Raw genomic sequence first — 22,597 nt, forward strand, 5'->3', positions numbered from 1 at the left:
GATTGCGGCGACGTCATTCCGCCGCCGCTTCCAGTGCCTGCGACAGACGCTCCACCGCGATCACTTCCATGCCCTTGACCGATCCGGCCTTGGGCGCGTTGGCCTTGGGCACGATGGCACGCTTGAAACCATGCGTGGCCGCCTCGCGCAGCCGGTCCTCGCCATTGGGCACGGGCCGGATCTCCCCGGACAAGCCGACCTCGCCGAAGGCGATGGTCTTGTCGGCCAGCGGCCGGTCCTGCAGCGAGGACAGCACCGCCAGCAGCACCGGCAGGTCCACCGCGGTTTCCTGCACGCGGATGCCTCCGACCACATTGACGAACACGTCCTGGTCACCAACCAGCACGCCCCCATGCCGGTGCAATACCGCCAGCAGCATCGCCAGCCGGTTCTGCTCCAGCCCTACCGCTACCCGGCGCGGATTGGACAACGGCGAGGAATCCACCAGCGCCTGCACCTCCACCAGCAAGGGACGGGTGCCCTCGCGCGTGACCATCACACAGCTGCCCGGCTGTCGGGTACTGCCACCGGAGAGAAAGATAGCCGAGGGATTGGGCACTTCCTTCAGGCCCTTTTCCCCCATCGCGAATACCCCGAGCTCGTTGACCGCACCAAAGCGGTTCTTGAACGCGCGCAGCACGCGAAAGCGGCTGCCGCTCTCACCTTCGAAATACAGCACTGCATCGACCATGTGCTCCAGCACGCGCGGCCCGGCGATGCCGCCTTCCTTGGTCACATGCCCGACCAGAAACACGGCGGTACCGGTCTCCTTGGCGAAGCGCACCAGACGGGCGGCGCTCTCGCGCACCTGGCTGACCGAACCGGGCGCGGCGGTCACCGTCTCGGTCCACAGGGTCTGCACCGAGTCGGCCACGATCAACTTCGGGCGTGCGCTGGCGGCGTGCTGCAGGATGTGCTCGACGCCGGTTTCAGCCAGTGCATTGACGCCTTCCAGCGGCAGGTCCAGACGTACTGCGCGACCGGCCACCTGCGCCAGCGACTCCTCGCCAGTGACATAGAGCACCGGCAGCGTGCCAGCCATCTTCGCCACCGCCTGCAACAGCAACGTGGATTTGCCGATACCCGGATCTCCCCCCACCAGCACCACTGCGCCTTCGACCAGACCGCCACCCAGCACCCGGTCGAACTCGCCGATACCGGTGGACACACGCAGATGATCGGTCTGCTGGACATCCTTCAGCGCGGTGATCTTCGGCGCCTCGACCTTGCCAGCCCAGCCACTGCGGCGCGAGGCCGGCGATTTCGCCGCCGCCGCGCTTTCCAGCACGATCTCGCTGAGCACGTTCCAGACGCCGCACTCGGTGCACTGGCCCTGCCACTTGCTGTACTCCGCGCCACATTCGCCGCAGACATACGCGGTGCGGGCCTTGCTCTGGGTCTTGGCCATTGCCGGTTCCGTGAAGGGATGGCCGGCTACTTTAGCGCGGGCGATTCGCGCTGGCTGAGACCGAACAGGCAATGCACCATTGCGCCAGGTAGTAAGTGGACAGAACCAGCAACAGGGCCAGCGGCACGCCACCGGTGAAGCGGTCCCAGGCCAGTACCGAATCACTGGCGATGAACAGCACTCCCCCCAGCGCCGCCCGACCGCTCGAGTCGCGCGACGCACCACGCACCGGCTGCTGCAGGCGCCGCCCCAGGGCCGCGATCGCCATCAACGCCAGCACCCCCACGTAAACCAGCACCGGCAGTCGCAACGCAGCGGGCAGATAGGGCCACAGCAGCCACACATACCCCACCGCGTACGCAGCCAGGCACAACGCCGCCGGCAGCGCCGCGCGCCGATGCAACCCCGGCAGGAAGGCGCTGATATAGGCCAGATGCGCCAGCAGGAACGCGATCAGCCCGGCGACGAAATAGTCCCCGGGCAGCATCAGCCATACATCGCCCATCAGCGAGAACACCAGCCCCAGCACAATCCACCGGCGATACCGTCTGTCGGCATCGACCGCGGTGGCCGCCACGCCCAGGATCAGCAGTGTCGCCAGTGGCTTGCCTACGTAGTGCAGCGGCAGCCAGGCACCACCCGCCATACCCCCCAGGATCGCGCCTGCGGCGGCGATCACGATTCCTGCCGTCAGCACCTTGCGTCCGCCCATCGCACCCCCCCCTTTTTTCGCACAGCATCGCCCCGCTGCCGGAAAAAACAAAGGCCGCCTTGCGGCGGCCTTTGTCGGCGAGGAGCGTCAGCCCACTCAGTGCATCATGTGGTAGTTCATGTTCCACATCACCCACATCGTGCCGGCGAGAATGATGCCGATCACCACCAGGGTGAACAGACCTGCATTGACGTTCCAGCGTGCGGCCGAGGAGCGGTCCAGGTGCAGGAAGAACACCAGGTGCACCAGCAGCTGCAGCACGCCGGCGACCAGAATCACCATGGCGGTGGCAAAGGTCGAGGACAGGCCGCCACTCATCACCGCCCAGAACGGGATGATGGTCAGCGCTGCCGCCAGCACGAAGCCGGTCAGGTAGGACTTGACGCTGCCGTGGCTGGAGCCACCGGCGGCATGGTCGTGATTGTCATGTGCGGACATCAGAGGGCTCCCGACAGATAGACGACAGAGAACACGCCGATCCAGACCAGATCCAGGAAGTGCCAGAACAGGCTCAGGCACGCCATGCGGGTCTTGTTGGTCTCGGTCAGGCCGTTCTGCTTGAGCTGGACGAACATCACCAGCAGCCACAGCAGGCCGGCGGTCACGTGCAAGCCGTGGGTGCCGACCAGCGCGAAGAACGCCGACAGGAACGCACTGTGGTCCGGGCCATAGCCCTGGTGCACCAGGTGATTGAACTCCCAGATTTCCATGGCCATAAAGCCGGCGCCCAGCAGCCAGGTGAAGCCGAGCCAGCCGAACATCTGGCCCATCTTCTTCTGGTGCATGGCGATCATGCCCAGACCGAAGGTCAGCGAGGACACCAGCAGCAGCGCGGTTTCACCGGCCACGAACTTCAGGTCGAACAGTTCCTTGGCACCCGGGCCACCATTGGTCGCGCCGGCCAGAACCACATAGGTCACGAACAGGGTGGCGAAGATGAGCAGATCGCTCATCAGGTACACCCAGAAGCCGAAAACGGTGCTTTCGCCGGCGTCGTGATGGTGCTCGTGCTCATGGCCGGCCGCGTCTGCGGCCGAACCGTGGGTCATCGTGTGGGCGTTTGTGCTCATGCCTTCACCTCGGTCTTCACCAGCCCCTGAGCGATCAGGTGCTTGCGGTGCTCATTCTCGATACGTTCGACTTCAGCCGCAGGCACCCAGTAATCCACGTCCTTGTCGAAGGTGCGGACGATAAAGCTGGCGATCATGCCGACCAGGCCAACGATGGCCAGCCACCAGATGTGCCAGATCATCGCGAAACCGAACACCAGGCTGAAGGCACCGATCACGACACCGGCGCCGGTGTTGCGCGGCATGTGGATATCGCTGTACTTGGCCGGCTTCGGCCAGGCTTCGCCACGCTGCTTGCGTTCCCAGAAATCATCCAGCTCTTCACCCTTCGGCAATACAGCGAAGTTGTAGAACTGCACCGGAGAAGTGGTCTCCCACTCCAGGGTACGGGCGTCCCACGGATCGCCGGTCAGGTCCACATTCTTCTTGCGATCACGGATCGACACGATGATCTGGATGAACTGGCACAGGATGCCCGCGCCGATGATGAACGCACCGATCATCGCCACGATGAAGAACGGCTGGTGGTCGGTGTTCGGATAGCTCTGCAGACGGCGCGTGACACCCATGAAGCCCAGTGCGTACAGCGGCATGAAGGCGACATAGAAACCGATGAACCAGCACCAGAACGCACGCTTGCCCCAGGTCTCATCCAGCTTGAAGCCGAACATCTTCGGGAACCAGTAGGTGATACCGGCAAACATGCCGAACACCACGCCGCCAATGATGACGTTGTGGAAGTGCGCGATCAGGAACAGCGAGTTGTGCAACACGAAGTCGATCGCCGGAATCGCCAGCATCACGCCGGTCATGCCGCCGATGACGAAGGTGACCATGAAACCGATCGTCCACAGCACCGGCGAGGTGAAGTGCACGCGGCCACGGTACATCGTGAACAACCAGTTGAAGATCTTCACGCCGGTCGGGATCGAGATGATCATCGTCGTGATGCCGAAGAAGGCATTGACGTTGGCACCCGAGCCCATGGTGAAGAAGTGGTGCAGCCACACCAGGAACGACAGCACGCCGATCGCCGCGGTGGCGTAGACCATGCCCTTGTAGCCGAACAGGGTCTTGCGCGAGAAGGTGGCGATCACTTCAGAGAACACACCGAACGCCGGCATCACCAGGATGTAGACCTCCGGGTGACCCCAGATCCAGATCAGGTTGATGTACAGCATGGCGTTGCCGCCAGCATCGTTGGTGAAGAAGTGCATGCCCAGGTAGCGGTCCAGGGTCAGCAGCACCAGGGTGATGGTCAGCACCGGGAACGCGGCGATGATCAGCACGTTGGTGACCAGTGCGGTCCAGGAGAACACCGGCATCTTCATCAGCGGCATGCCCGGGGTACGCATCTTCAGGATGGTCACCAGGAAGTTGATGCCGCTCAGCGTCGTACCCAGACCGGCAACCTGCAGACCCCAGATGTAGTAGTCCACACCCACACCCGGGCTGTACTCCAGCCCCGACAACGGCGGGAACGCCAGCCAGCCGGTCGCGGCAAACTCACCCACGCCCAGCGAGATCATGATCAGGGCGGTGCCTGCCATGAACAGCCAGAAGCTGAGGGAGTTCAGGAACGGGAACGCAACGTCGCGCGCACCGATCTGCAGCGGCACGACCAGGTTCATCAGGCCGGTGATCAGCGGCATCGCCACGAAGAAGATCATGATCACGCCATGGGCGGTGAAGATCTGGTCGTAGTGATGTGGCGGCAGGAAACCTTCATTTCCGCCGGCAGCCATTGCCTGCTGCGTGCGCATCATGATCGCGTCGGCAAAGCCGCGCAGCAACATGACGAAAGCGACGATGAGGTACATCGCGCCGATCTTCTTGTGATCCACCGAAGTGAACCACTCCTTCCACAGATAACCCCACAACTTCGCCTTGGTGATCAGCGCCAGCACCAGCAGACCGACCAGCGTGGCGCCGATCAAGGTGGTGATGATGATCGGGTCGTGTGGAATCGCCTCAAACGAGAGTTTTCCCAACATTGTCATTCTCCCGAGCCGCTGTGACCGGCATGACCGGCTGCAGCGTGCTCGCCTGAGTGGTGTTCAGCCTGCGGTGCGGTATCGCCGGCATCGTGACCTTCATGGCTCACGCCATTTGCCGCGGCATCGCTACGGTCGTGTTTCATACCGTAGTGATGGTTGTCACCCATGTGCCGAGCGATCATCGCGTCGAACAGGCCCGCCTGCGTGCTGGCGTAGTAGGTCACCGGGAACCAGTCGTGGTTCTTCTGGGCACCCAACTCGGTCAACGAGGCCTGATCCAGCACCGAACCTTCGGCACGGACCTTGGCCAACCATTGCTGGTACTGCTCATCGGTAACGGCATGGGCCTTGAAATGCATCTTGTTGAAACCCGCACCGCTGTAATGCGATGACATGCCATCGAACGAGCCGGCTTCATCGGCAATCAGATGCAGCTTGGTTTCCATGCCCGCCATCGAGTACACCATGCTGCCGAGGTGCGGAATGAAGAACGCATTCATCACCGTATCGGAGGTCAGCTTGAAGTTCAGCGGCGCACCGACCGGGAAGGTCAGCTCGTTGACCACAGCCACGTTTTCTTCCGGATAGATGAACAGCCACTTCCAGTCGAGCGAAACCGCCTCGATGGTGATGGCCTTCTTGTCCGATTCCAGCGGCTTGTACGGATCCAACGCGTGCGAAGAACGCCACGTCAGCACCGCCAGTACCAGCACGATCATGCACGGGATCGACCACACCACCACTTCGATGGCGGTGGAATGCGACCACTTCGGCTCATAACGGGCACTGGTATTGCTGGCACGGTACTTCCATGCAAACACCAGCGTCATGATGATCACCGGAATCACCACCAGCAGCATCAGCACCGTACAGGTGATCAGCAGCGTGAGTTCTTCACGGGCGATATGACCCTTGGGGTCAAACAAGGACCAGTCGCAGCCCGTCATCAAGACGGCCATCGCGACAATTAAGCCCGGACGCAGCATGCGTCCAAGAGTTTTCAACGGAATCATCGGTCGATCCAATTGCGAGGGAGTGCTCAGCCCGACAACCCCTTAGCGCACTTGCGCGGACGACCACCCGGGGATTGCCCGCCGGGGGGAACACGTACACAGGACTGCCAGATTTCAGCCCCGCAATTTTAGGCCTTCACGCACTGCTTAAGAAAGCCGTTGACAATGATTTCGCACAAGAATCGCCATTTCCGGCATGCGACATGTTGTCGCACCAGACGCACGCGGCGCGTAAAAACAAGAACGCCGACTGCGGACAGTCGGCGTTCTTGTTTACTGGTGCCGGAAATAGGAATCGAACCTACGACCTACGCATTACGAATGCGCCGCTCTACCAACTGAGCTATTCCGGCGAAGGCGCGAATTCTAAGTGAACGTGATGTGCCCGGTCAATCGATCAAACGTAGACGCAGCTCCTTGGGCAACGCGAACACCATCGATTCAGGCTCACCATCGAGCTCGCGGACGCTGGCTGCGCCCAATTCACGCAGACGGGCGATAACCCCATCCACCAGCACCTGCGGCGCCGAGGCCCCCGCGGTCAGGCCGATGCGCTGCTTGCCGGCGACCCACTGCGGGTCGATCTCCTCGGCACCATCGATCAGATACGACTCCACGCCTTCGCGACGGGCCAGCTCACTGAGGCGATTGGAATTGGAGCTGTTCACCGAGCCCACCACCAGCACCAGATCACACTGCGAAGCCAGTTCGCGCACCGCATCCTGGCGGTTCTGCGTGGCATAGCAGATGTCGTCGTTCTTCGGCCCCTGGATCGCCGGGAAGTGCTTGCGCAGGGCATCGATCACGGCGCGGGTGTCATCCACCGACAACGTGGTCTGGGTGGTGTAGGCGAAGTTTTCCGGCTGCGAGACCTGCAAGGCCTCCACATCCTCGACACTTTCCACCAGATAGATGTGGCCGACCCCGTTCTCGCGGTTCCACTGGCCCATGGTGCCCTCGACCTCCGGATGGCCTTGATGGCCGATCAGCACCACATCGCGACCGGCCCGGCAATGGCGTGCGACCTCCAGGTGCACCTTGGTCACGAGCGGACAGGTGGCGTCGAACACCTTCAAGCCACGGCGACCGGCTTCCGCGCGCACCGCCTGCGAGACGCCATGCGCGCTGAAGATCACGGTATTGCCGTCCGGCACTTCGTCGAGTTCTTCGACAAAGATGGCACCGCGCGCCTTCAGGTCGTCCACCACAAACCGGTTGTGCACCACTTCATGGCGCACGTAGATCGGCGCACCCAGCGTCTCGATCGCACGCTTGACGATCTCGATGGCGCGATCGACACCGGCACAGAAACCACGGGGATTGGCGAGCAGAACGTCCATCAGTCAAATACTCCGGCCGGCGACGGCCGGTTTCGGTGAAACAGGGAGGAATTATCCGGCTTTTGGGCTGGACTTGCCTTCGAACAGCCCCGACAGGGCGATGCCGATGGCGCCGGCAACGATCGCCGAATCGGCGATATTGAACGACGGCCAATAATGGTTGCCGACGTACCACTGGATGAAGTCGATCACGTGGCCGTGGATCTGGCGGTCGATAACGTTGCCCACGGCGCCGCCGATCACCAGCGCGTACGGCAACGCGCTGCGCCAGTTGGCGCGTGGCGTGCGCGACAGCCAGAAGGCCATCAGGCCACTGATCGCCACTGCCAGAAAGGTGAAGAACCACAGCTGCCAACCGCCGGCGTCACTGAGAAAGCTGAACGCGGCGCCGGTGTTGTAGGTGCGGTACCAGTTCCAGAACCCGTCAATCACCGGCACAGCGGTGAACTCGGGCAGGCTGGACAGCACCCACGCCTTGCTCCACTGGTCCAGACCGATCACGGCTGCTGAAACCAGCAGCCAGATCAGCGCATCGGGCTTGGGACGCGCAGCCGACATCAGAACCACCGCCGGCTTTCACCGGCCCCCTCGATGTTGGTGACGCACCGGCCGCACAGCTCCGGATGCGCCTCGACCGAACCGACATCGGCGCGGTAATGCCAGCAACGCACGCACTTGGACTTGCCAGTCGGTTGCGCGCTGACAAACACCTCGTCGGTGGTCGCCGGGCGCACGCTGACATCGCCACTGATGAACAGGAAGCGCAGCTCCTCGGCCAGCGGCTGCCAGCGAGCGGCCTGTTCCTCGTTGGCGGCGACGGTGATCTCCGCTTCCAGCGCGGCACCGATGGCACCGTTGGCGCGCATCGGCTCCAGCACCTTGGACACCTGCTCGCGCAGCGCCAGCAGCTGGTCGAAATCGGCAGCGGTCAGCTGAGCATCGGCCGGCAGCGGCGCCAGGCCGTCGTACCAGGTGGTGAACAGCACGTTGTCGACACGCTTGCCCGGCAGGTAACCCCACAGCTCTTCGGCGGTGAAGGTCAGGATGGGGGCCACCCAGCGCACGAACGCCTCGGCGATATGGAACATCGCCGTCTGCGCCGAACGACGGCCGCGCGAATCTTCCTGCATCGTGTACAGGCGGTCCTTGGTCACGTCCAGGTACAGCGAGCCCAGATCCACGCTGCAGAAATTCAGCAGCAGCTGCACGATCTCGGCCATGTTGTAGTTGGCGTAGGCGGCCTTGATCTTCTCCTGCAACTCGAACGCGCGATGCACGATCCAGCGGTCCAGGGCCACCATGTCCTGCAGCGGCAGCAGATGCTGGGCCGGATCGAAACCGTCCAGGTTGCCGAGCAGGAAGCGCGCGGTGTTGCGCAGACGACGGTAGGCGTCGGCGTTGCGCTTGAGGATTTCCTGCGACAGCGACATCTCGTTGCTGTAGTCGGCCGAGGCGATCCACAGGCGCAGGATGTCCGCGCCCAGGGTGCGCATGATTTCCTGCGGCTCGATGCCGTTACCCAGCGACTTGGACATCTTGCGGCCGTGCTCGTCCACGGTGAAACCGTGGGTCAGGCACTGCTTGTACGGAGCGTGCTTGTCGATGGCCACGCCGGTCAGCAGCGAGGACTGGAACCAGCCGCGGTGCTGGTCCGAGCCCTCCAGGTACAGGTCGGCCGGCTTGCCGTAGCCACGTGCCAGCAGCACGCCTTCATGGGTGACGCCGGAGTCGAACCAGACATCGAGGATGTCGGTGACCTTTTCGTACTGCGCCGCTTCATCGCCGAGCAGATCGCTGGCGTCCAGCGAATACCAGACGTCGATGCCGCCCCGCTCCACACGGTCGGCCACCTGCCGCATCAGCTCGACGCTGCGCGGGTGCGGCTCACCGGTTTCGCGGTGGGTGAACAAGGCAATCGGCACGCCCCAGGTGCGCTGGCGGCTGATGCACCAGTCCGGGCGACCGTCGACCATGTTGCTGATACGCGCCTTGCCCCAGCTCGGGAACCAGCCGACGTTGTCGATGGCCGCCATCGCGTCATTGCGCAGGTTGGCCTTGTCCATCGAGATGAACCACTGCGGGGTGGCGCGGAACACCACCGGCGTCTTGTGACGCCAGCAATGCGGATAGCTGTGCTGGATTTCGAAGAAGGCAAGCAATGCGCCGCTCTCACGCAGCACCTCGACGATCAGCGGCTGCGCCTTCCACAGGTGCTGGCCGGCCAGTTCGACCGTACCGGCCGGCGGCGTCGACGGCAGGTAGACGCCGCGGCCATCGACCGGATTGACCTGGCCGGCGTTGTACTTGTCCATCAGCCCGTACTGCTGGCTGACCGCAAAGTCTTCCTGACCATGGCCGGGCGCGGTATGCACCGCACCGGTACCGTCGGCATCGGAGACGTGCTCGCCGTTGAGCAGCGGCAGGTCGCGGCTGGCGTAGAACGGGTGCGCCAGCAGCTGGTTCTCCAGCGCCGAGCCCTTGGCATGGCCATGCACGACCATGTCGGTCACGCCATAGCGCGACAGCGAACGCTCGGCCAGCGCCGAGGCCAGCACCAGCCAGCGCGGCTGGCCGTTGTGGGCCGGGCCTTCGACCAGCACATATTCGATATCCGCACCCAGCGACACCGCCAGCGAAGCCGGCAGCGTCCACGGCGTGGTGGTCCAGATCGGCACGGCCACTTCCACACCGGCCGGCAGCTCGACACCGAAACTGGCCGCCAGCGCCTTGGAATCACGCGCGGCATAGGCCACGTCGATGGCCGGGGAGGTCTTGTCCTGGTATTCGATTTCCGCCTCGGCCAAGGCCGAGCCGCAGTCGAAGCACCAGTGCACCGGCTTGGCGCCGCGCACCAGGTGACCGTTGGCCACGATCTTGGCCAGCGCACGGATTTCATTGGCCTCGAAGTCGAAGCTCAGCGTCTTGTAGGGGTTTTCCCAATCGCCGATCACGCCCAGGCGCTTGAAATCAGCGCGCTGCAGGTTGATCTGCTCTTCGGCGTACTCGCGGCACTTCTGGCGGAACTGCTCGGCATCGAGCTTGACGCCCACCTTGCCACACTTCTTCTCCACCGCGATCTCGATCGGCAGGCCGTGGCAATCCCAGCCCGGGATGTAGGGCGCATCGAAGCCGTCGAGGTAACGCGACTTGACGATGATGTCCTTGAGGATCTTGTTGACCGCATGGCCCAGGTGGATCTGGCCATTGGCATACGGCGGGCCGTCGTGCAGCACGAACAGCGGACGGCCCTTCGCGTTCTCGCGAAGCTGCGCGTAAATGCCCTGCTCTTCCCAACGCGCCAGGATGCCCGGCTCACGCTTGGGCAGGTCGCCACGCATCGGAAATTCCGTTGCCGGCAGATGGAGGGTGGCTTTGTAATCCTGGCTCACGCGGTGGCTCGCAATCTGTGTTCGGAAAGGATGCGACGCGCCTGTTCGGCGTCGCGGTGCATCTGCGCGGTCAACGCCGGCAGATCATTGAATTTCTCTTCATCGCGCAGCTTGGCGACAAATTCCACTTCGATATGGCGGCCGTACAGGTCGCCCTGGAAATCGAACAGATGGGCTTCCAGCAGCGGCTCCACTCCCTGCACGGTCGGGCGCGTGCCGAAGCTCGACACCGACGGCCAGGGCTGCTCGAACACGCCGTGCACCCAGGTGGCGTAGATACCAGAAAGTGCGGGTGTTTTCGGAAAACGCAAATTGGCCGTGGGAAAGCCCAGGGTGCGTCCGAGCTGCTTCCCGCGCACGACCCGGCCTCCGATGGCGTATGGATGCCCCAGCAGATCGCCGGCATGGGCAAACTCGCCAGCCACGATAAGCTCGCGGATACGGGTGCTGGAAATGCGCTCGCCGTTCAGGTGAACCGGCTCGATCTCACCGGCGACAAAGCCCAGTTCCGCGCCCATCGCCTGCAGCAGCGCGATATCGCCGCCACGGCGGTTGCCGAAGTGGAATTTGGGGCCGATCCAGACCTCGCGCGCGCACAACCGCCGCACCAGCATCTGGCGGACGAAATCCTCGGCCGAGGTCGCAGCCATCTTCGCGTCGAACCGCAGCAGGCCGATGCTGTCCACACCCAGCCCGCGCAGCGCACCGACCTTGTCCCGGGCCAGCATCAGCCGCGGCGGCGGGTTGCCCTTGGCGAAGAACTCGCGCGGCAGCGGCTCGAAGGCCAGTGCCACAACCGGAACTCCCAGCGCACGGGCACGGGCGACTGCATGGCGCACCAGCGCCCGGTGGCCCAGGTGCAGGCCGTCGAAAGCACCGATGCAGACCACGCTTCCCTGCGGGAACAACACCCCGCCGTCGACGTCTCTAAAAAGCCTGCTCATTCCATCCGGATCCGACCCACACGGGCCGGCTCTGTCGTGTGTAGCCCGGAAGTATAACGGTGCGGGCCGCGCTGTCGGCTTACTGGCCACGCAGCTCGCGGGGCCGGTAGCCCATCAGCAGCAAGCCGGCGGCGTACACCGCGCCACCACTGCCCACCAGCACCGCCAGGCGCCAGCCGCGCTCCCACCATGCCCACGGCGTCCAGTCGACCCAAAGCAGCCGTAGCGCAAGCACCGCCACCAGCATCAGCACACTGGCGACCAGCAGCTGCAGTAGAAAGCGACCCCAGCCCGGCTGCCGCTGGTACACCCGCGCCCTGCGCAGATACCACCACAGCTGCAACGCATTGGCCCAGCCAGCCACTGCAATGGCCAGTGCCAGCAGGGCATGCGCGCCCTCCACGCGCTTGAGCGCCTCCAGCCAGTCACCCCCGGCCGCCGCCAACGCCGCCTGCCCCATCGGACTGAACCGGAGCATCATCGCGAACAGCAAGACGGTGCTGAGGACATTGATCGCGATCGAGGCCAGCGCCGCCTTGACCGGGGTGCGGGTGTCCTGCCGCGAATAGAACGCCGGCGCCAGCACCTTCACCAGCAGGAAGGCCGGCACCGCCAGCGATTGCGCCATCAGGCTCAGACTGCTCATGCGCATGTCCTGCTCGGTGAACCGGCCGTACTGGAACAGGGTCGCCAGCAACGGCTGCGCGCATAGCACCAGCCCCAGACAGGCCGGGATGCCGATCAGCAGGCACAGCCGGAAGCCCCAGTCCAGTCCCTTCGAATAACCCGCCGGATCGGCCGCCGCATGACGACTGGACAGATGCGGCAGGATCACCGTACCGATGGCGACCCCGAACATGCCCAGCGGAAACTCCAGCAGCCGGTCGCTGTAGTACAGCCAGGTAACACTGCCCCCCATCAATAGCGAGGCCGCCAGCGTGTTGAACAGCAGGTTGACCTGCGCCACCGACGAACCGAACAGCGTGGGCACCATCAGCTTCATGATCTTGCGCACCCCGGCATGGGCGACATCCAGCCGGGGCCGGGGCAGCAGACCCAGGCGCGCCAGTGAGGGCAACTGGAAGCCCAGCTGCAGGATCCCGGCCACCAGCACACCCCAGGCCAGCGCCAGCACCGGCTCGAACCCCCACGCCTGCATCTGCGGCGCCAGACACAATGCGGCGGCGATCATCGACAGATTGAGCAGGATCGGCGACAGCGCCGGAATGGCGAAACGCTGATAGCTGTTCAGCACCCCGCCGACCAGCGAGGCCAATGAAATGAACAGGGCATAGGGAAAGGTGATCTGCAGCATCAACGTCGCCAGCCGCGCCTGTTCGCTACCGGGCTCGAACCCCGGTGCGAACACCCGCATCACCCACGGCGCCAGGAAAATCGCCAGCGCCGTGGCAACCAGCAGAACCGCAGCCAGCACACCCGCCACCCGGTCCACCAGCGCCTTGACGGCGGCGTGATCCCCTTTGGCCTTGTACTCGGCCAGCACCGGCACGAACGCCATCGAAAACGAGCCCTCGGCGGAGAGCCGGCGCATGAAGTTGGGAATCCTGAATGCGATGACGAACGCATCCATCGCCGCACTGGCACCAAACACCTGCGCATAGATCTGGTCGCGGACCAGGCCACTGATGCGCGAAAGAAAGGTCATTGCGCTGAAAACCGCGGTGGATCTGAGCAACCAGCCGCTCACTAAACTTCCCCTTGACAACCTGACTTGACGTTCGCCCTGACCACCATCATACTTGCGTGCTTGCTGTTCCCACCACACCGATTTTCAGGAAACCACCACCGTGGCCAATATCAAGTCCGCCAAGAAGCGCGCCAAGCAGACCGTCGTGCGCAACGCGCGCAACGTGGCTCAGCGCTCGATGCTGCGCACCGCTGTCAAGAAAGTGATCAAGGCGCTGGACGCCAACGATGCCGCCGGCGCCGAAGCCGCCTTCGCTGTCGCCCAGCCGATTCTGGATCGCTTCAGCGCGCGTGGCCTGATCCACAAGAACAAGGCTGCCCGCCATAAGAGCCGCCTGAATGACCGCATCAAGGCCCTCAAGGCTGCCTGAATAGCGAGCCCACCAGAAGCCGCAAGGCTTCCGGCTTGAAAAACCCGGCCCAAGCCGGGTTTTTTATTGCCTGAAATCCGCCTCTACAACGCCAAAAGCCAAGCCGGGCCACAGGCGCAGCGCGCCCGAAGCAGATCAGGACACACCACCCCAACGTTGCAAGCACCTGCGCACGCGCGGGCGGACAACCCCAGGATTGCCACATGAAAAACCCGGCCAGCAGCCGGGTTTTTCATAGGTGATGGCAGCAGGGAAACCGGATCCAGCCGCCCGGGCAATTTACAGCGCCGCGTCCCGCGCCTCGGCCTCCAGCAGTTTCTGCTGGTCGAAGAACGCCATGATGTCCTTCATGATCGGCCAGGTGCCCTCACGCCCCAGCGCCGACACCAGATACCACGGCCCGGTCCAGCCCAACTCTTTGACAATCTGCTCGGCCGCGACCTGCGCTTCATCTTCGAACATCAGGTCGGCCTTGTTCAGTACCAGCCAGCGCGGCTTCTGCAGCAACTCCGGATCATGCTTGCCGAGCTCGCGCTCGATGGCACGCACCTGCTCGACCGGCGAAACCCCGTCGACCCCACCCTCCATCGGCGAGATATCCACAAGATGCAGCAGCAGGCGGGTGCGCTGCAGGTGACGCAGGAACTGCGCTCCCAGGCCCGCACCATCGGCCGCACCCTCGATCAGGCCCGGAATGTCGGCAATCACGAAGCTGCGGTAATTTTCGACCTTCACCACACCCAGGTTCGGGTACAGCGTTGTGAAAGGATAGTCCGCCACCTTCGGCGTCGCCGCCGAAACCGCACGGATCAACGTGCTCTTGCCGGCATTCGGGAACCCGAGCAGACCAACGTCGGCCAGCAGCTTCAGCTCCAGCTTGAGCAGGCGCTCCTCGCCCTCCTCGCCCGGCAGCGACTGCCGCGGCGAGCGGTTGGTCGAACTTTTGAAATGCATGTTGCCCAGGCCACCCTTGCCGCCCTTGGCCACCAGCAGACGATCACCATGCCGGGTCAGATCGCCGATCACCTCATCGGTATCGACGTTTATCACCACCGTCCCCACCGGCACGGTAATGGTCAGATCCTCGCCACCCTTGCCATACATCTGGCGCCCCATGCCGTTTTCGCCACGCTGCGCCCTGAAGATGCGGTCATGGCGGAAATCGACCAGGGTGTTCAGGTTCTCGTCGGCGCGGACCCACACGCTGCCGCCGTCACCGCCATCACCGCCATCCGGGCCGCCCAGCGGAATGAACTTCTCGCGGCGAAAGCCGACGCAGCCGTTACCGCCGTTGCCAGCGATGACCTGGATCTCCGCTTCGTCTACAAGTTTCATGATTCTGGTTGCCTACTGATGGCGGCAGGCACATTGCCCGACCGCAAATTCTAACGATCCCGGCCACCCCGGGGAAAACAGGGCTGCAAGCCCTCACAACGGATTTCCGCCAACGAAAAACCCCGCCTAAGCGGGGCTTTCGTCAGCTGCCCACACCGGAGTATGGGCGCTTGCACCTGCGAAATTAAGCTTCTGCGACGATGCTGACGGTACGGCGCTTGTTGGCACCCTTCACCGAGAACTCAACCTTGCCATCGACCAGCGCAAACAGCGTGTGATCGCGACCCAGGCCGACGCCGGTACCCGGATGGAACTGGGTGCCGCGCTGACGCACGATGATGTTGCCGGCCTCGATGGCCTGGCCACCGAAGATCTTGACGCCGAGGTATTTCGGGTTGGAATCGCGACCGTTGCGCGAGGAACCTACGCCTTTTTTATGTGCCATGACGAATTCTCCTTAGCAATTAGCCGGCGATGCCGGTGATTTCGATTTCGGTGTAGTACTGACGGTGACCCTGACGCTTCATGTGGTGCTTGCGGCGACGGAACTTGATGATCCGGACCTTGTCGGCGCGGCCGTGGGACACGACCTTGGCGGTTACCGAAGCACCCTTCAGCGCATCACCCAGCTTGATGCCATCGGCATCGCCAAGCATCAGGATGTTGTCAAACTTGATCTCGCTGCCGGCTTCGACTTCGAGCTTTTCGACGCGGAGGGTTTCACCCTGCGCGACGCGGTACTGCTTACCGCCAGTTACCAGAACTGCGTACATGACCAGACTTCCTCTGTAGTTATTGTGGTCGCCGTGCCCGCCATCGAGGGCGGACAGGAGCGGGATTTTACTGGCCGCAACAGGTTCGGGTCAAGTCGCCGCCCGCTCTGACTGTCCATCGCCTGAACAGCGCCGGATGCCGGCCTGCCCGCTCTGGGGAATCCGGCAATTGCCCCCAAATCACAAGCTCGCTAGGCTGACTGGCTGCCGTCAGCGACGCCCCCACACCTCCTGTTACCGGCCCCGCCGGCAGCAGTCCAAATCGGATTTCCCATGGCGATGGATTTCATCCGCATCCGCGGTGCGCGGACGCACAATCTCAAGAACATCGACCTCGACCTGCCCCGCGACAAGCTGATCGTGATCACCGGCCTGTCCGGCTCGGGCAAGTCCTCGCTGGCGTTCGACACGATCTATGCAGAAGGTCAGCGCCGCTATGTCGAGTCGCTGTCGGCCTATGCGCGGCAGTTCCTGAGCGTGATGGAGAAGCCGGATCTGGACCACATCGAGGGCCTGTCGCCAGCGATCTCGATCGAGCAGAAGTCCACCTCGCACAACCCGCGCTCGACCGTGGGCACCATCACCGAGATCTACGACTACCTGCGCCTGCTGTACGCCCGCGTCGGTAGCCCGCGCTGCCCGGACCACGGCTATCCGCTGGAGGCGCAGACGGTGAGCCAGATGGTGGACCAAGTGCTGACACTGGATCCGGAACAGCGCTACATGCTGCTGGCACCGGTGATCCGCGAGCGCAAGGGCGAGCATGTGCAGGTGTTCGACCAGCTGCGCGCACAGGGCTTTGTGCGTGTCCGGGTCGACGGCGAGCTGTATGAGATCGACGAAGTTCCGCCACTGGGTCTGCGCCAGAAGCACACCATCGAGGCGGTGATCGACCGCTTCCGCCCGCGCGAGGACATCAAGCAACGGCTGGCCGAAAGTTTCGAGACCGCGCTCAAACTGGGCGATGGCATGGCTTCGGTGCAAAGCCTGGAGGCGGCCGATGCCGAACCGCAGCTGTTCTCCTCCAAGTACAGCTGCCCGGTCTGCGACTACGCGTTGCCGGAACTGGAACCGCGCCTGTTCTCGTTCAACTCGCCGGTCGGGGCCTGCCCGGGCTGCGACGGTCTGGGTATGGCCGAGTTCTTCGATCCGGCGCGCGTGGTCGTACATCCGGAACTGTCACTGTCAGCCGGCGCGGTGCGCGGCTGGGACCGGCGCAACGCCTACTACTTCCAGCTGATCGCCTCGCTGGCCAAGCACTACGATTTCGACGTGGACGCCCCGTGGCAGTCCCTGCCCGAGCATGTGCGCAAGGCGGTGCTGTACGGCAGTGGCGAGGACAGCATCACGTTCACCTACTTCACCGAGGCCGGCGGCCGCAGCCAGCGCAAGCACCGCTTCGAGGGCATCATCCCCAACCTCGAACGCCGCTACAAGGAAACCGAATCGCCGGCGGTGCGCGAGGAACTGGCCAAGTACATCAGCGAACGGGCCTGCCCCGAGTGCCAGGGCGCGCGCCTGAACAAGGCCGCGCGCAATGTGTTCGTCGCCGACCGGCCACTGCCGGAAATCGCGGTGCTGCCGATCGACGAGGCCAAGCGCTTCTTCAGCGAGCTGAGCCTGCCCGGCTGGCGCGGCGAGATCGCCACCAAGATCGTCAAGGAGATCGGCGAGCGACTCGGCTTCCTGGTCGATGTCGGGCTGGATTACCTGACCCTGGAGCGCAAGGCCGACACCCTGTCCGGCGGCGAGGCCCAGCGCATCCGGCTGGCCTCGCAGATCGGCGCCGGCCTGGTGGGCGTGATGTACGTGCTCGATGAGCCGTCCATCGGCCTGCATCAGCGCGACAACGAGCGTCTGCTGGGTACCCTTACCCGCCTGCGCGATCTGGGCAACACGGTGATCGTGGTCGAGCATGACGAGGATGCGATCCGCCTGGCCGACTACGTGCTGGACATTGGCCCGGGCGCGGGCGTGCATGGCGGCGAGATCGTCGGCCAGGGCACGCTGCAGGACATCCTCGATGCGCCGCGCTCGTTGACCGGCCAGTACCTGTCGGGCAAGCGCGCCATCGAGATTCCCGCGCGCCGGCACACGCCCAATCCGAAGATGACGCTGCACCTGCGCGGCGCCACCGGCAACAACCTCAAAGATGTCGACCTGGATATTCCCTCCGGCCTGCTGACCTGCGTCACCGGCGTGTCCGGCTCGGGCAAATCGACCCTGATCAACGACACCCTGTTCTCGCTGGCCGCCAACGAGATCAATGGCGCCTCGCATCCGGTCGCCCCGTTCCGGGAGGTCGAGGGCTTGGACCTGTTCGACAAGGTGGTGGACATCAACCAGTCGCCGATCGGCCGTACCCCGCGCTCGAACCCGGCCACCTACACCGGCCTGTTCACGCCGCTGCGCGAGCTCTACGCGCAGGTGCCCGAAGCGCGTGCGCGCGGCTATTCGCCGGGCCGCTTCAGCTTCAACGTGCGCGGTGGCCGCTGCGAGGCCTGCCAGGGGGATGGCCTGATCAAGGTCGAGATGCATTTCCTGCCGGATGTGTACGTGCCGTGCGATGTCTGCCATGGCAAGCGCTACAACCGCGAGACGCTGGAGATCCTCTACAAGGGCTACAACATCAACGACGTGCTGGAAATGACCGTCGAGGATGCGCTGAAGCTGTTCGAGCCGGTGCCGTCGATCGCCCGCAAGCTGGAAACGCTGGTGGACGTGGGCCTGAGCTATATCAAGCTGGGCCAGAGCGCGACCACGCTGTCCGGCGGTGAGGCGCAGCGCGTGAAGCTGTCCAAGGAGCTGTCGCGCCGCGATACCGGCCGCACCCTGTACATCCTCGATGAGCCGACCACCGGCCTGCACTTCCACGACATCGAAGCGCTGCTGGGCGTGCTGCACAAGCTGCGCGACGAGGGCAACACGGTGGTGGTGATCGAGCACAACCTGGACGTGATCAAGACCGCCGACTGGATCGTCGATCTGGGCCCGGAAGGCGGCCACCGCGGCGGCACCATCCTGGTCACCGGTACGCCGGAAGACGTGGCCGCGTACCCGGATTCCTACACCGGCCAGTTCCTGGCGCGGATGCTGCCCTCCACCTGTGCGCGTCCCGAACAACCGGCCGCCGTGGCCAACAAGCCCGATGCGCGCCCACCGCGCAAGGAAAAGCCGGTCAAGAAGACCGCAACCAGGAAAGCAGCAACCCCCAGCAAGAAGAAGACGGACTGATGAGCACTGAACCCAAACAGCTGGCCCGCGTGCCGATCAGCGTGCGCTGGCGCGACATGGACGCGATGGGCCACGTCAACAACGCCAAATATGTGTCTTATCTGGAAGAAGCGCGTGTGCGCTGGATGCAGGGCGTGGAAGGCGTCTCGATGACCGACCGCATCGCCCCGGTGGTGGCCAACACCAATATCAACTACCGCCTGCCCATCGTCTGGCCCAACGACATCGTCGTGGAGCTGTTCGTCGAGCGGCTGGGCACCAGCAGCGTGACCATCGGCCACCGCATCATCGATCAGCAGGACAGCAGCAAGCTGTACTCTGACGGCAACGTGGTGGTGGTGTGGATGGACACGCAGACCGGCAGGAGCGCGCCACTGCCCGAGGCCATCCGCAACGCCTCGAGCTGACGCCTCCCCCACACCCGCACACCGCAAAAGCCGCCCGCCGGGCGGCTTTTTCATGCAGTTCGGATACCCGATAAGCGGTCCTGCGGAGCACCGCATCATGAGCCCCTTCCACGCCGACTCCCACGACTGGCACCGCCCGGTCGTTACGGCCGCGGCGGCGCCTGCCGCCTGACCTGCAAACGGCCCTCCACCGTGCTGCCATCGGCCAGACGCAACCGCAGCGGCAGTTGCCCCCCTTCGGTCAGCGCCAACTCCGGTCGCATCAGCATCAGGTGCAGGCCGCCGGGCTCCAGTTCGACCCCCCTGCCGGCCGGCACCGGCAGGCGCGTGATCTCTCGCATCCGGCTGACCCCGTCCACCCGCGTGGTTTCGTGCAATGACACTTCGGCAAACACGCGACTGTCCGCGCCCACCACCACCACCTCAGCGCTGCAGTCGTTGCGGATGCGGGCATAACCGGCGGCCATCGGCATCGTACCCGGCGGTAGACGCACCCAGCCACCGCTAATGGTCACGCAGGCCGGCGCCGGGGTTTGTGCGGCGGCACTGGACGCACACACGGCCAACAGTACGCACACGAATGGTTTGGTTATCATCGAAACCACAACTCCCTGCCGTACGAGAAGCCGCAGCATGACCACGCTCATCGAAGTGATCAACCATGGCCCGATCCGCGAACTGCGCCTGGCGCGACCGCCGGTCAACGCGCTGGATACCGAGCTGTGCCGCGCCCTGATCGCCGCCCTGAACCAGGCGATTGCCGAGGATGTGCAGGGCATCGTGGTGTCCGGCAGCGAGCGTATCTTCACCGGCGGCATGGATGTGCCCCACCTGCTCGGCCACGGCAATGACCGGCACAAGCTGCTGGACAGCTGGCAGGCCTTCTTCGGCGCCGCCCGGGTGATCGCCGAAAGCCGCATCCCGGTGGTGGCGGCATTGACCGGCCACTCCCCTGCCGGCGGCTGCGTGCTGGCGCTGTGCTGCGACTACCGGGTGATGGCGCAAAGCGCCGATCCGGCCAAGCCCTATGTGATCGGCCTGAACGAGGTACAGGTGGGACTGGTCGCGCCGGAAGGCATCCAGCGCCTGCTGCGGCGCGTGGTCGGCGCCCACCGCGCCGGCGTGCTGCTGGCCGGCGGTGAGCTGGTCAGCGCCGAGCGGGCACTGGAGATCGGCCTGGTCGATGAACTGGCCGATGACGCCACACAGGTCGTGGCCCGCGCCATCGGCTGGCTGCAGACGCAGCTGGCGCTGCCGCACCAGCCGATGCTGCAGACCCGGGCCATCGCCCGCGCCGACCTGCACGAGGCGATGCAGGCCGAACACATCCAGCTCGAGCGCTTCGTCGAGGCCTGGTATTCGGCCGATGCGCAGACCGCGCTGCAGGCGCTGGTGGCGCGGCTGGGCAAGCGCTGACCGCGGACCGGCGGGCAGCCGGCGACCGCTATAATCGCGGCCTGTCGAATTGAAGGTCGCCGTCTTGTCCGCCAACGCCGAACCCGTGGTATCCGAACTGATTGACCTGCTGTCGCTGGAGCGGCTGGAGGACAACCTGTTCCGTGGCCAGAGCCGCGATATCGGCACCAAATACGTGTTCGGCGGGCAGGTGCTGGGCCAGGCGCTGGCCGCCGCCCAGGCCACGGTCGACAACGGCCGCCATGTGCATTCGCTGCACGCCTACTTCCTGCGGGCCGGCAACATCGACCACCCCATCGTCTATGACGTGGACCGCACCCGCGACGGCGGCAGCTTCTCGGTGCGCCGGGTCACCGCGATCCAGCACGGCAAGGTGATCTTCTTCTGCGCGGCCTCGTTCCAGCAGGCCGAAACCGGCGCCGAGCACCAGCACAAGATGCCCGAGGTGCCGCAACCGGAGGACATCGAGCCCAACCGCCCGTTGCCGGCCGAGGTGCTGGAGCGGTTGCCGGTGAAGGTGCAGCGCTGGCTCTCGCGCGGCGGCCCGTTCGAGTTCCGCCATGTCTACCCGCGTGACGAGCTCAATCCGCCTAAGCGCCCGCCCTATCACCAGGTGTGGCTGCGCCTGACCGAACCGGTCGGCGATGCGCCGGAACTGCACCAGGCGTTGCTGGCCTACGCCTCGGATTTCCACCTGCTGGGCACGGCCACTTTCCCGCACGGCATCAGCTACTACCAGCCGCATGTGCAGATGGCCTCGCTGGACCACGCGATCTGGTTCCACCGTCCGTTCCGCGTGGACCAGTGGCTGCTGTATTCGCTGGACAGCCCCAGCGCGCAGGATTCGCGCGGCCTGGCGCGCGGCCAGTTCTTCACCCGCGACGGGGTGCTGGTGGCCAGCACCGCGCAGGAAGGCCTGATCCGGGTCACGCCGGATGCCAACGAAACGAGCAAGGGCTGAACCATGCGCAAGATTTTCAGCAGTCAGCGGGTCGAGAACGCCGAGGGCGTGGCGCAGATGCTGCGCGATGCCGGTATCGAAGTGCGCGTCACCAATGGCCGCTCGTACCAGAGCAAGCGTCGGGGCCAGTTCAGCTATCTGGACAGGACCAGCGCCGGCAATCTGCCGTCGGTGTGGGTGGTGCATGCCAATGACCAGCCGCGGGCGCGCGAGATACTGCGCGAGGCACGCCTGCTGGACACCACCCGCCGCGACCATCCCACCGCCGAGTACGCCTTCAGCGAACCCCCGGCGGCCACCGGCAACGGTCGCAGCTGGGCCTGGCGCATCCGCTTCATCCTGATGGCGGTCATTGCCGCAGTGATCCTGATGATGGTGCTGCGCCACCGCGGCGCCCCGGAACCGGTGGTCGCCGCGCCCGCGCCACAGGCACAGCCGACCGCACCGGCGCAGGACCGGACCGACGAGGTCCGTGTGCGCATCCAGCCCAGCGCGCAGCCCCCGCGCAACTGAGCCGCGG

Annotated in this window: 21 protein-coding genes and 1 tRNA gene; 6 read left to right on the plus strand and 16 right to left on the minus strand. The window is 64.5% G+C overall.

Going from position 1 to position 22,597, the window contains the following annotated elements; all coding sequences use genetic code 11:
• Positions 1-13: 13 nt before the first annotated feature.
• The 12 genes from radA to murJ all read right to left on the minus strand — a co-directional run bounded on the left by radA (position 14) and on the right by murJ (position 13,569).
• Positions 14-1,408: a DNA repair protein RadA gene (radA, locus tag ARC78_RS11870; RefSeq protein ID WP_054657078.1), complete on the minus strand. Its 1,395-nt coding sequence runs from the start codon at positions 1,406-1,408 to the stop codon at positions 14-16.
• A gap of 31 nt (positions 1,409-1,439) precedes the next feature.
• Positions 1,440-2,120, minus strand: a complete 681-nt coding sequence (locus ARC78_RS11875) for a lysoplasmalogenase (RefSeq protein ID WP_057506382.1) — start codon at positions 2,118-2,120, stop codon at positions 1,440-1,442.
• 96 nt (positions 2,121-2,216) lie between these two features.
• On the minus strand, positions 2,217-2,558 hold the full coding sequence (cyoD, locus tag ARC78_RS11880; RefSeq protein ID WP_054657081.1) for a cytochrome o ubiquinol oxidase subunit IV: 342 nt from the start codon (positions 2,556-2,558) through the stop codon (positions 2,217-2,219).
• A complete protein-coding gene (gene cyoC / locus ARC78_RS11885) occupies positions 2,558-3,190 on the minus strand; it encodes a cytochrome o ubiquinol oxidase subunit III (RefSeq protein WP_054657083.1) in 633 nt (210 codons plus the stop codon). Before cyoC ends, cyoD begins: the two co-directional genes overlap by 1 nt.
• On the minus strand, positions 3,187-5,184 hold the full coding sequence (gene cyoB / locus ARC78_RS11890) for a cytochrome o ubiquinol oxidase subunit I (protein ID WP_054657085.1): 1,998 nt from the start codon (positions 5,182-5,184) through the stop codon (positions 3,187-3,189). Before cyoB ends, cyoC begins: the two co-directional genes overlap by 4 nt.
• 2 nt (positions 5,185-5,186) lie before the next feature.
• Positions 5,187-6,200 carry a ubiquinol oxidase subunit II gene (cyoA, locus tag ARC78_RS11895; protein WP_054657087.1) on the minus strand — a complete coding sequence of 338 codons (1,014 nt, stop codon included), beginning with the start codon at positions 6,198-6,200 and terminating at the stop codon, positions 5,187-5,189.
• Positions 6,201-6,477: 277 nt separating this feature from the next.
• Positions 6,478-6,553 (minus strand) — tRNA-Thr (locus ARC78_RS11900).
• A gap of 36 nt (positions 6,554-6,589) precedes the next feature.
• Positions 6,590-7,540: a 4-hydroxy-3-methylbut-2-enyl diphosphate reductase gene (gene ispH / locus ARC78_RS11905; protein ID WP_054657089.1), complete on the minus strand. Its 951-nt coding sequence runs from the start codon at positions 7,538-7,540 to the stop codon at positions 6,590-6,592.
• Between the two features lie 51 nt (positions 7,541-7,591).
• Complete coding sequence (gene lspA / locus ARC78_RS11910; protein ID WP_054657091.1) at positions 7,592-8,098, minus strand: signal peptidase II; 507 nt, start codon at positions 8,096-8,098, stop codon at positions 7,592-7,594.
• Positions 8,098-10,929, minus strand: coding sequence for an isoleucine--tRNA ligase (gene ileS, locus ARC78_RS11915; RefSeq protein WP_057506383.1), 2,832 nt, complete (start codon positions 10,927-10,929; stop codon positions 8,098-8,100). Before ileS ends, lspA begins: the two co-directional genes overlap by 1 nt.
• Positions 10,926-11,873 (minus strand): bifunctional riboflavin kinase/FAD synthetase, encoded by a 948-nt coding sequence (locus ARC78_RS11920; protein ID WP_054657093.1) that lies wholly within the window; start codon positions 11,871-11,873, stop codon positions 10,926-10,928. Before ARC78_RS11920 ends, ileS begins: the two co-directional genes overlap by 4 nt.
• Positions 11,874-11,952: 79 nt before the next feature.
• Positions 11,953-13,569 carry a murein biosynthesis integral membrane protein MurJ gene (gene murJ, locus ARC78_RS11925; RefSeq protein WP_083468364.1) on the minus strand — a complete coding sequence of 539 codons (1,617 nt, stop codon included), beginning with the start codon at positions 13,567-13,569 and terminating at the stop codon, positions 11,953-11,955.
• A 112-nt stretch (positions 13,570-13,681) separates the two neighbouring features.
• On the opposite strand from murJ, the gene rpsT reads away from it, so the two are divergent.
• Positions 13,682-13,951, plus strand: coding sequence for a 30S ribosomal protein S20 (gene rpsT, locus ARC78_RS11930; protein ID WP_005408560.1), 270 nt, complete (start codon positions 13,682-13,684; stop codon positions 13,949-13,951).
• A gap of 279 nt (positions 13,952-14,230) precedes the next feature.
• Here rpsT and obgE read toward each other — a convergent pair whose 3' ends face one another.
• From obgE to rplU, 3 genes are all read right to left on the minus strand, one after another.
• Positions 14,231-15,286, minus strand: coding sequence for a GTPase ObgE (obgE, locus tag ARC78_RS11935; RefSeq protein WP_054657097.1), 1,056 nt, complete (start codon positions 15,284-15,286; stop codon positions 14,231-14,233).
• Between the two features lie 184 nt (positions 15,287-15,470).
• Complete coding sequence (gene rpmA, locus ARC78_RS11940) at positions 15,471-15,731, minus strand: 50S ribosomal protein L27 (RefSeq protein ID WP_054657099.1); 261 nt, start codon at positions 15,729-15,731, stop codon at positions 15,471-15,473.
• A 19-nt stretch (positions 15,732-15,750) separates the two neighbouring features.
• Positions 15,751-16,059 (minus strand): 50S ribosomal protein L21, encoded by a 309-nt coding sequence (rplU, locus tag ARC78_RS11945; protein WP_054657101.1) that lies wholly within the window; start codon positions 16,057-16,059, stop codon positions 15,751-15,753.
• A gap of 273 nt (positions 16,060-16,332) precedes the next feature.
• On the opposite strand from rplU, the gene uvrA reads away from it, so the two are divergent.
• A complete protein-coding gene (uvrA, locus tag ARC78_RS11950) occupies positions 16,333-19,293 on the plus strand; it encodes an excinuclease ABC subunit UvrA (protein ID WP_057506384.1) in 2,961 nt (986 codons plus the stop codon).
• A complete protein-coding gene (locus ARC78_RS11955; RefSeq protein WP_054657103.1) occupies positions 19,293-19,700 on the plus strand; it encodes an acyl-CoA thioesterase in 408 nt (135 codons plus the stop codon). The genes uvrA and ARC78_RS11955 overlap by 1 nt, the downstream gene beginning before the upstream one ends.
• Before the next feature lie 143 nt (positions 19,701-19,843).
• Here ARC78_RS11955 and ARC78_RS11960 read toward each other — a convergent pair whose 3' ends face one another.
• Positions 19,844-20,296, minus strand: a complete 453-nt coding sequence (locus ARC78_RS11960) for a copper chaperone PCu(A)C (protein WP_054657105.1) — start codon at positions 20,294-20,296, stop codon at positions 19,844-19,846.
• A 37-nt stretch (positions 20,297-20,333) separates the two neighbouring features.
• On the opposite strand from ARC78_RS11960, the gene ARC78_RS11965 reads away from it, so the two are divergent.
• From ARC78_RS11965 to ARC78_RS11975, 3 genes are all read left to right on the plus strand, one after another.
• The gene (locus ARC78_RS11965) at positions 20,334-21,116 is read left to right on the plus strand and encodes an enoyl-CoA hydratase/isomerase family protein (protein ID WP_057506385.1); all 783 of its coding nucleotides are present in this window, start codon (positions 20,334-20,336) and stop codon (positions 21,114-21,116) included.
• A gap of 64 nt (positions 21,117-21,180) precedes the next feature.
• Positions 21,181-22,077, plus strand: coding sequence for an acyl-CoA thioesterase II (tesB, locus tag ARC78_RS11970; RefSeq protein WP_054660821.1), 897 nt, complete (start codon positions 21,181-21,183; stop codon positions 22,075-22,077).
• Positions 22,078-22,080: 3 nt separating this feature from the next.
• A complete protein-coding gene (locus tag ARC78_RS11975; RefSeq protein ID WP_057506386.1) occupies positions 22,081-22,590 on the plus strand; it encodes a putative signal transducing protein in 510 nt (169 codons plus the stop codon).
• The last annotated feature ends 7 nt before the right edge of the window (positions 22,591-22,597 follow it).

It is taken from the genome of Stenotrophomonas pictorum JCM 9942 (assembly GCF_001431585.1).
Taxonomy (GTDB): Bacteria; Pseudomonadota; Gammaproteobacteria; order Xanthomonadales; family Xanthomonadaceae; genus Stenotrophomonas; species Stenotrophomonas pictorum.

Bases quoted from the DNA above. Each gene is read 5' to 3' on its own strand.
- radA (WP_054657078.1), bottom strand. From the start codon at position 1,408: ATGGCCAAGACCCAGAGCAAGGCCCGCACCGCGTATGTCTGCGGCGAA.
- ARC78_RS11875 (WP_057506382.1), bottom strand. From the start codon at position 2,120: ATGGGCGGACGCAAGGTGCTGACGGCAGGAATCGTGATCGCCGCCGCA.
- cyoD (WP_054657081.1), bottom strand. From the start codon at position 2,558: ATGTCCGCACATGACAATCACGACCATGCCGCCGGTGGCTCCAGCCAC.
- cyoC (WP_054657083.1), bottom strand. From the start codon at position 3,190: ATGAGCACAAACGCCCACACGATGACCCACGGTTCGGCCGCAGACGCG.
- cyoB (WP_054657085.1), bottom strand. From the start codon at position 5,184: ATGTTGGGAAAACTCTCGTTTGAGGCGATTCCACACGACCCGATCATC.
- cyoA (WP_054657087.1), bottom strand. From the start codon at position 6,200: ATGATTCCGTTGAAAACTCTTGGACGCATGCTGCGTCCGGGCTTAATT.
- ispH (WP_054657089.1), bottom strand. From the start codon at position 7,540: ATGGACGTTCTGCTCGCCAATCCCCGTGGTTTCTGTGCCGGTGTCGAT.
- lspA (WP_054657091.1), bottom strand. From the start codon at position 8,098: ATGTCGGCTGCGCGTCCCAAGCCCGATGCGCTGATCTGGCTGCTGGTT.
- ARC78_RS11920 (WP_054657093.1), bottom strand. From the start codon at position 11,873: ATGAGCAGGCTTTTTAGAGACGTCGACGGCGGGGTGTTGTTCCCGCAG.
- obgE (WP_054657097.1), bottom strand. From the start codon at position 15,286: ATGAAACTTGTAGACGAAGCGGAGATCCAGGTCATCGCTGGCAACGGC.
- rpmA (WP_054657099.1), bottom strand. From the start codon at position 15,731: ATGGCACATAAAAAAGGCGTAGGTTCCTCGCGCAACGGTCGCGATTCC.
- rplU (WP_054657101.1), bottom strand. From the start codon at position 16,059: ATGTACGCAGTTCTGGTAACTGGCGGTAAGCAGTACCGCGTCGCGCAG.
- uvrA (WP_057506384.1), top strand. From the start codon at position 16,333: ATGGCGATGGATTTCATCCGCATCCGCGGTGCGCGGACGCACAATCTC.
- ARC78_RS11955 (WP_054657103.1), top strand. From the start codon at position 19,293: ATGAGCACTGAACCCAAACAGCTGGCCCGCGTGCCGATCAGCGTGCGC.
- ARC78_RS11960 (WP_054657105.1), bottom strand. From the start codon at position 20,296: ATGATAACCAAACCATTCGTGTGCGTACTGTTGGCCGTGTGTGCGTCC.
- ARC78_RS11965 (WP_057506385.1), top strand. From the start codon at position 20,334: ATGACCACGCTCATCGAAGTGATCAACCATGGCCCGATCCGCGAACTG.
- ARC78_RS11975 (WP_057506386.1), top strand. From the start codon at position 22,081: ATGCGCAAGATTTTCAGCAGTCAGCGGGTCGAGAACGCCGAGGGCGTG.